The following is a 258-nucleotide window of genomic DNA, read 5'->3' on the forward strand; positions in this document are numbered from 1 at the left end:
CGTTTGTACTTGGTAACAATGTGACTACATCACAAGCCAACTCTGTCGTTTTAGGCAATAATTCATCAGATAAAGCAGCCACCCAAGTAGCCAATACAACCGTGGGTGGTATTGCAACGGGTAACTTTGCAGGGTCTACACCTGTGGGTGTGGTATCTGTAGGTGCTGTTGGTGCCGAACGTCAAATCATTAACGTAGGTGCTGGTGAAATCTCTGCAACTTCGACCGATGCGGTGAATGGTAGTCAGCTGTATCAGG

Annotated in this window: 1 protein-coding gene; it reads left to right on the top strand. The window is 47.3% G+C overall.

All coding sequences use genetic code 11. The features are described from left to right. Positions 1-149: 149 nt before the first annotated feature. Positions 150-258 (top strand): hypothetical protein (locus ACSV5T_RS10010; protein WP_438321026.1); only part of this gene is annotated, 109 nt, incomplete at its 3' end.

It is taken from the genome of Veillonella sp. ZSJB6, assembly GCF_051549505.1.
Taxonomy (GTDB): domain Bacteria; phylum Bacillota; class Negativicutes; order Veillonellales; family Veillonellaceae; genus Veillonella.